Annotated in this window: 6 protein-coding genes and 1 pseudogene; 4 read left to right on the top strand and 3 right to left on the bottom strand. The window is 68.5% G+C overall.

Annotation, left to right across the window (positions count from 1 at the left end; all coding sequences use genetic code 11):
- Positions 1 to 116: 116 nt before the first annotated feature.
- Positions 117 to 1,059, bottom strand: a pseudogene (locus ABT158_RS50700) (IS5 family transposase).
- 9 nt (positions 1,060 to 1,068) lie between these two features.
- Here ABT158_RS50700 and ABT158_RS50695 point away from each other — a divergent pair.
- Positions 1,069 to 1,524 (top strand): tyrosine-type recombinase/integrase, encoded by a 456-nt coding sequence (locus ABT158_RS50695; RefSeq protein ID WP_352366610.1) that lies wholly within the window; start codon positions 1,069 to 1,071, stop codon positions 1,522 to 1,524.
- A gap of 222 nt (positions 1,525 to 1,746) precedes the next feature.
- Here the strand turns inward: ABT158_RS50695 and ABT158_RS50690 are convergent, their stop codons facing one another.
- Positions 1,747 to 2,166, bottom strand: coding sequence for a GlcG/HbpS family heme-binding protein (locus ABT158_RS50690; RefSeq protein ID WP_352366608.1), 420 nt, complete (start codon positions 2,164 to 2,166; stop codon positions 1,747 to 1,749).
- Positions 2,167 to 2,263: 97 nt separating this feature from the next.
- Between ABT158_RS50690 and ABT158_RS50685 the strand changes: the two genes are divergently transcribed.
- The 3 genes from ABT158_RS50685 to ABT158_RS50675 all read left to right on the top strand — a co-directional run bounded on the left by ABT158_RS50685 (position 2,264) and on the right by ABT158_RS50675 (position 6,456).
- On the top strand, positions 2,264 to 2,695 hold the full coding sequence (locus ABT158_RS50685; RefSeq protein ID WP_352366606.1) for a MarR family winged helix-turn-helix transcriptional regulator: 432 nt from the start codon (positions 2,264 to 2,266) through the stop codon (positions 2,693 to 2,695).
- Positions 2,696 to 3,770: 1,075 nt separating this feature from the next.
- Positions 3,771 to 5,054: a coiled-coil domain-containing protein gene (locus ABT158_RS50680; protein WP_352366604.1), complete on the top strand. Its 1,284-nt coding sequence runs from the start codon at positions 3,771 to 3,773 to the stop codon at positions 5,052 to 5,054.
- 457 nt (positions 5,055 to 5,511) lie between these two features.
- On the top strand, positions 5,512 to 6,456 hold the full coding sequence (locus tag ABT158_RS50675; protein ID WP_352366602.1) for a hypothetical protein: 945 nt from the start codon (positions 5,512 to 5,514) through the stop codon (positions 6,454 to 6,456).
- Between the two features lie 233 nt (positions 6,457 to 6,689).
- Here the strand turns inward: ABT158_RS50675 and ABT158_RS50670 are convergent, their stop codons facing one another.
- The gene (locus tag ABT158_RS50670) at positions 6,690 to 6,848 is read right to left on the bottom strand and encodes an integrase core domain-containing protein (protein ID WP_352366612.1); all 159 of its coding nucleotides are present in this window, start codon (positions 6,846 to 6,848) and stop codon (positions 6,690 to 6,692) included.
- Positions 6,849 to 6,855 lie beyond the last annotated feature (7 nt).

Genomic DNA, 6,855 nt, shown 5'->3' with positions numbered 1-6,855 from the left:
TCGCTTCCGACGTCACCATCTGGACCGCTCAGGCATCTCGAGCACACGCAGCCCTCACCCGAGACTCCTCACCCAACTTCTGAAACAGGCCCTAGTACTAGGGACTGTTTCTTAGATCAGGTCCGGAGCCAGATGACCGGGGCGGCCAGGGTGACGGTGCCGAGGAAGATGTAGGCGCGCTTGTCATAGCGCGTGGCCACCGCCCGGAAGTTCTTCAACCGGTTGATGGCCCGTTCGACGACGTTGCGCGCCTTGTACCGCTCGGCATCGAAGCCGGTGGGCCGTCCCCGGCAGAGCCGCGCCGGCGGCGGTTGGCGCGCTGGTCACGGGGTTCGGGGATGGTGTGGCGGATGTTGCGGCGGCGCAGGTAGACGCGGTTGGCGCGCGAGGAGTACGCCTTGTCCGCGGCCACGCTGTCGGGCCGGGTACGCGGGCGTCCCGGCCCCGGCCGAGGGACCCGCACGGCCCGCAGCACCCGTCGCAACTGTGGGCTGTCGCCGTACTGGCCCGGCGTCAGGACCAGGGACAGCGCACGGCATCGGCCGTCCGCCGACAGGTGGATCTTGGTGGTGAACCCGCCCGGGAACGGCCTAGGCATTCCCCAGTCTGACCACCTCCGCCAGCCGGGCGGCCAGGGTGGCCAGCACCGGATCGCTCCGGTTTGCCCCGGCGGAGTCCCCCTTTTGCCGGCCGGGCGGTGTGGGGGGCGGGCGGCGGGGTGCGGGGCGCGCTGGCGGCGTGCTGGTGAGCCCGGACAGTGGTGGAGTCCACCGAGATGTCCCAGTCCACCTGGCTCTGGGCGTCCTGCTCGGCCTGGATCGCGGTCAGCAGGCGCTGCCAGGCGCCGTCGGCCGACCAGCGTCGGTGCCGCTTGTAGACGGTGATCCACGGGCCGAATCGTTCGGGCAGGTCGCGCCAGGGCAGGCCGGTGCGAGCCCGGTACAACACGCCGTTGATCGTCTTTCGGTGGTCGTTCCACCGGCCGCCCTGTCGACCGCCTTCGGGCAGCAGCGGCTCCAGCCGCTCCCACTCCGCGTTGGTTAAGTCACCTCGCCCCATACGCCTATCGTGACGATCCAGGAACGCTCAGTCAGCAGATCTGAGAAACAGCACCTAGACGACGAACACGTGCGCATCCACGGCAAGGGCGGCAGCGTTCGCACCGTCCTGCTCGACGACCGCGGCTACGTCACCCTGCTCAAGCTCTACCTCGCCCGCGCCGGCTACAGCGCCGGGCCGCTGTTTCGCGCCTCTATCAACGGCCGCGGCGGACCTCTGTCCTACGACGCCGCCCAACACCGCTGGCAGAACTACTGCCAAGCGGCCGGGGTGGAGATCGACATCCACCAGCTGCGCCACGCCCACGCCACCGAGCTCATCAACGCCGGCGTCTCCATCGAGGCCGTCCGCCGCCGCCTCGGACACGCCTCCACCGAGACGACCCAGTTGTACGCGCTGCTCGACGACAAGGTCGCCGACGCCGAGATCCGCGCCGCCCGCCGCCGGGACCAGGCAACGCGTTAGGGAAGCTTCGCAACCAAGAACAGCCTCAGCTCCCTGCAGTCAAGATCGTTCTCAGCGCCAACGGCTGTCCACCGGTTCCTCAACCCCGGACACGGTCGGCGAGCAGGCGGTCCGGCGCGAGAACACCAGCCTGCTCACCCAGATGATCGCCGACCTGGAGGCACGGCTGGTCGACCCGGCGACAAACTAACCGCCCCTGCCGCCCGTCACGCTAAAGGCCCATCAGCTAACCCCAACCGCCCCGACCAGTGCGATCCCGGCATCGGCGCACTCGTCGTCCTGCTCCGGCATGCCTCCGCTGACCGCGATCGCCCCGACAACGGCATCGCCGCGCCGGATCAGTCGCGAGCCCGCGCCCGCGACGATGGGCGTTCCTGCCACTTCATCCAGCTGCGCGAACAGCGAAGGCCACGCCTGCTGCATACGTATCAACTCGCCGCCGTCACGATGAAACAGCGCAACGCTGGAGGCTTTCGCCGGAGCAATCCGAGCCGACAGCGGAGGCGCGCCGTCCATGCGATCGAGAACCTGGAGGTGCCCGCCGCCATCGACGATCGCGACCGTGACCCGCGCACCGAGTTCGGCGGCGTGTTCGCGCACGCGGACACTGATGGCCTGAGCTTCGCTCAACGTGAGTGACATCGTCATACCTTCCAAATTCCTTGGACGAACCAACCTTGGTACGACCAACGTATCGTAAATTCGTGGGTTCAACCAAGGAATTGGCTAGACTTCGCACATGGAGATGGAAGAGTCGCCAACCCGTCTGCGAGGCAAGCCGAGCTGGCTGATCAGCAAGGCTTCGGCTCGGGCGCATCGGCTCATCGGAGAGGCGATGGCCGGTGTGGAGGGGCGCGCCTACCACTTCGCGATCCTCGCCGCACTGGAGGAGTTCGGCCCTGACAGTCAAGTACGGATCGGTCAACGATGCGGAATCGACCAGAGCGACATGCACAACATGCTCAAGGAGCTGACTGAGCAAGGTCACGTCGCGCGGGCCTCAGACCCCAACGACCGACGCCGCAACCTGATCACCGTGACCCCTGCAGGACGGCGACGACTGGAAGAACTCGACACGGAACTCTCCAGGGTTCAAGACGACCTGTTGAACGCCCTATCCGCCGCCGAGCGCGACCATCTCACGCTGTTGCTCACCCGTGTCCTCGAATAGAGCACCATCATCCTGCAACCTGCACCGCCTGCACAGCAGTCTGGGCTACCGTAGCCCCGCCGACTTCGAGGCCGCCGGAGCGGCCTGACCAACACAACGACGGTGTCCGTCAAAGCGGAGCAAGCTCAGCGCCTTGGCGACGGCCCCCGTGTAGGCGGTCGGTAGGTCGGCTGACTCTCCTCGAGACCGCAGAGCATCAACAAAGCCGTCGCGATCGAGGCTGACCATGGCGTACCACCGGAAAGCCTGGACATGGATCTTCCGAGTACGCCAGTCGCGTCGATCGTGATCGAGACAGATCATGCGCTCAGTCATGTGCACTGTTCCTCATCGGGGCGCTGACACGCTCGGTTGCGTAACCTCGAGCAAGGCGAGATCGCGCGACTCACAACGCATCTTCCTCGTCTCACCTTCGGCTCGCAATGCGTGGCGGTGATCGGCAACGGTCTGATCGACGGATACGTACTCAGCGCTCCCGCGATGGGACGTTCCCTGCTCGCCCGGTTCTTCCCCTGGACGATGGGCGGCGCCCGTCAAATCAAGGAGTCGCTGACGGCAGGACCAGCGCCGTGTTGACCGGCGTCGACTGCGGTACAGCCAATAGCGGTACCAGCGAGTAACAGGACCGCGGTTGCCGGATGAGGAGACGGGTGGCCCGTGATAACGGCGCTTATCGCTAACCAGCGTCCCAAGGCGGTCGATCTCCGGGGAGGGGGAGGGCGGGTGGCATCGGCTGCGGATCAGGCCACTGACAGCAGGTGGGAATCCCGCTGACAACAGGTGAGAAAACCGCAGGTCAGAAAGATGAGAACTCTCATCCGACGGCCGACGATCATCGTATCTCACACAAGGCGAATTGTGTGAGATCTCTCGGACCGTCATTTGTCCGTATCCATATCCGTAGTCACGGATACGGATACGGAACGGATATGACTTTGTTAGGATCTCCGGCATGAGTGACGGCGAGGAAGCGACGGAACCAGCAAGTCGGCACACCGGGGATTTCAGTGGCGATCACGTCGCCGGCACCTCCGCGGGCGAACCATTCAGCCGGGGCCCCGGGGACGGAGGAGTCGTGCCGGAGCCGCTGCCCGGCCGGGTGGAGGAGGCGGTCGCCGCCGAGCGCGCCGCGCGTACCCGCGCCGCCGGCCGTCGGGCCTGCCGCTACTGCGGCGGCTCCTTGCCGCCGGGCAAGCGCGCCGACGCGCTGGACTGCAGCGCCGATCACCGCACCCGCTACCACCGCGAGCGCGTCGCGGCCGAGACCGCCGCCGCCCGCGACAGCGGTCAGGTGCGCCTGGAACAGGCCCAGGCCGTGCTCGGGCCGCTGGCCGAGCAGATCGCCGCGGCGGCGGCCGGGCTGCGCGCCGACCTGGAGCAAGCCGTCACCGACACGCTCGCCGAGGCCCGCGGCGCCCACGCCGATGCCGCGCAGGCGCGCCGCGAGAAAAGCGAGGCCGACACCCGCGCCGAGCTGGCCGAGCGTCGCGCCCAGGCCGCCCGGGAGAAGCAGGAGGCCGCCGAGCGGGAGCAGCGCCGCGTCCTGCGGGAGGCCGACAGCAGGGTCGACGCGGCCAAGGAGGACGCCCGCGATGCCTGGGCCCAGGTCGCCGAGCACGAACGCGCCCGCGGCGCCGCCGAACAGGCCCGCGACGACGCCCTGCGCGAGCGGGAGCAGGCCGAGGCCGAACAGCACAGGACGGCCGCCGCGCTGGAGGAGGCCCGGCGCGAGATCGACCGGCTGCGCGCCGCCGCAGAAGAGCACGCCCGGCACGCCGAGACCCTGCGGACCGCGGCCGCCGACGCCGACCTCGCCCGCGAGCGTGCCGAGCACGACAGCCGCCAGGCCCGGGCCCGGGCCGAGACCGCCGAAGGCCGCGCCGAGACCGCCCGGCAGGAGGCGACCGACGCCCGCCTGGCCCTGGTCGCCGCCCAGGGGGAGGCCGCCGCAGCTGCGCGGCTGCAGGCCCGCGCCGAGGACGAGCTGCGCCAGGCGCGCATCGACCGCGATCTCCAGCGCGAGCGCGCGGTGGCCGCCGAACAGCAGGCCCGCGCCGCCCAGGCCGAACGTGAACGCGACGCCGAACAAGTGCGGGAACTACGTGAGCGGCTGGCCGCCGCCCAGACAGCTGCCGGGCTGGTGTTGCCCGAACTGGCCGATCTCAGCGGTGACCTCGGTGAAGGCGTGCGCGGCGTGACCGTGCCTGGCGCTGGTGTCGTCGTCGCCCGGCAGCCGGACGGCGCCGTGGTGCTGCACCACCAGGGTCGGCAGATCCGGGTGGGCGACAGCGAGCACGCTCCGGCCCACGGCCGGGCCCTGGCTGCCGCGCTGCTGGCCCTCTCCTCGCCACGATCGTGAGTGCCCTGGCACACCCCGCCGCTCCCGGTTGAGACTGCGGACAGCCGTTGGCGGCACCTGGGAGTAACTTGGCTGGATGCTCCGGCAGGGCCTTGGTCACGATGAGCTCGGGCGGTCACTGGACCGCTGCCAAGGGGAGCGGGATCAGCGGAGGAATCCCTGTGAAGGTCAGGCGTGCCCGCGAAGTGCGGCCGGGTCGTGTTCGGGGCGTTCGGGCCCACTTGCCGGCCCGGGATCCGGTCGGCGGCTATGCGTCGCGCATCCGTAGGAGCAGGCCGCCGGCCAGGAGCGCCGCGGTGGCCCAGGCCGCGGCTGTGTTCTCCGCTGGAAGAGGACGTTGCGATGATGCGGCGACTGGGCCGATCGGATGTGGTCGATTCCGGGATGCCTGGCAGCAGGTGGGGCAGCCAAGGGAGCAGCTGCCGTGAAAGTGCTTCGGGGGCACTAACCTCCGGGCATGGCTGAATCACGGCACCCCCGCCAGATCATCACGCGGCTCGTCGACGGACGCATCTGCGTCTACGACCTGGCTGCCAAGGCCAGCGGCGTGCTGTCACCCGCCATGATTTGTCCACCGTCTCCTGGGGACGACGTCATCGACCACGCAATTGCCGCTGACTTTCAGCGTGTCTACTACACGACTCTGAACGCGGTCGTGTGCGTGACGCCGGACGGAGCCGAGGTCTGGCGGTCCGGGCTTGAACCAGAGTCAGTCCAGCGATACCGACACGAGCCTGGCTGTGTGCTGTCGTTCGATGGACGCGTGGTGTGGGTCTACCGCCCTGACGCCATGGCCGGCCGTGACCGACCCGACCAGTGGGTAGCCCTGGACGCCTGGTCCGGAGCGGTCATCGCGCAGGCTGATCTGCAGACCGTCGGGCACGGCGGAGTGCAACTGCTGCACGGGACGAGCGGTCAAGTCCTCCTCAACGTGGGAGAAGGACAGGACGGTTCGGTCATCTACCGCGCCTCATTGACCGAGGCCGGGATCGATCTCTTCTGCTACCCCTGGGACGATCGATGCCTCATCGACCTGTCGCCCGATGGCCGCCAGTTCATGACCGTTGACCACAACCAGGCTGACATCGCCGTCCACGCCTACCCCGAAGGCGGGATGGCGTTCACCCTCTCGGTCGACGCCTTCGGACACGACCCGGACGAGGCCTATGTGGAATGGTGCGGCGGCTACCTGAGCCCAGACACCGTCATCGTCACCATCGCTGGCGAAACAGAGGACGAGCAGGAGTGGATCCACCACTACCGGGTCGATGCGCGCTCTGGCCAAGTTCGAGCCGAGCTCGACGCGCGTGGGGAGCATTCCTACGACATCCGCCCTCTCGGGGACGGCACCTGGCTCACCACGCATCCATCTGGTCACCCGGTCCGCTGGACCGATTCATAGGAGACCTCGCCGCTGAACTGGGCGAACCTCAGTAGCGCCGCAGTGCCAGGCACTCAGTTCGATGGCCGAGGCAGAAGTTGGATGACGCCCACCGAGGTGTCCTTGACCGGTGAGGCGTGGACGGCGCGAACCATCCGGCTGCCGGGCCAGAGCGGGACGGAGGCCTGCGGCGCCGATCACCCCGCCTGAGCCGGCTCCTCCCGGGGCTTCCCCCATAAACGTGGACACCGATTTCAAGCGGCAGACTTCAGGCTATCTGTCGTCTTCTCGTAGTCGATCGGGCTGAGCTGGCCGAGGCGGGAGTGCCGCCGGATCGTGTTGTAGCGGGTGATCCAGCCGAACACGGCCAGGCGGGCGGTGCGGGCATCGGGCCAGCCATGTGCACCCTTCAAAGTCTCG

It is taken from the genome of Nonomuraea sp. NPDC001636 (genome assembly GCF_040298265.1).
GTDB lineage: Bacteria > Actinomycetota > Actinomycetes > Streptosporangiales > Streptosporangiaceae > Nonomuraea.
The sequence above is the reverse complement of the archived record's forward strand: the minus strand, read 5'-3'. Positions and strand labels throughout refer to the sequence as shown.